The sequence below is a fragment of the Paraburkholderia sp. RL17-381-BIF-C genome, from assembly GCF_046026435.1.
Taxonomy (GTDB): domain Bacteria; phylum Pseudomonadota; class Gammaproteobacteria; order Burkholderiales; family Burkholderiaceae; genus Paraburkholderia.
The window spans coordinates 1-370 of record NZ_JARESX010000241.1 but is presented as its reverse complement, the minus strand read 5'-3'; the positions used below and the strand labels follow the sequence as shown (position 1 = coordinate 370).

The 370-nt window shown below is 63.8% G+C and carries 1 protein-coding gene; it reads left to right on the top strand.

Annotation, left to right across the window (positions count from 1 at the left end):
* On the top strand, positions 1–370 hold a 370-nt coding region (locus P0D70_RS36875; protein ID WP_408188141.1), incomplete at both ends, for a pyridoxal-phosphate dependent enzyme.

The following is a 370-nucleotide window of genomic DNA, read 5'->3' as shown; positions in this document are numbered from 1 at the left end:
ATTCGTGCCGATCGGCGGCGGTGGGCTCGCGGCGGGCGTGGCCGCGTACGTGAAATCGGTGCGCCCGGAGATCAAGGTGATCGGCGTGCAGACCGATGATTCGTGCGCGATGGCCGCATCGCTGAAAGCTGGCGAGCGGGTCACGCTGAACGAAGTGGGTCTGTTCTCGGACGGCACGGCGGTGAAGCTGGTCGGCGAGGAAACCTTCCGCCTGTGCAGCGAATATCTCGACGACGTGCTGCTCGTAAATACCGACGCACTCTGCGCCGCGATCAAGGATGTCTTCCAGGACACCCGAAGCGTGCTTGAGCCTGCGGGTTCTTTGGCCGTAGCAGGCGCCAAGCAGTATGCGGAGCGCGAAGGCATCGAA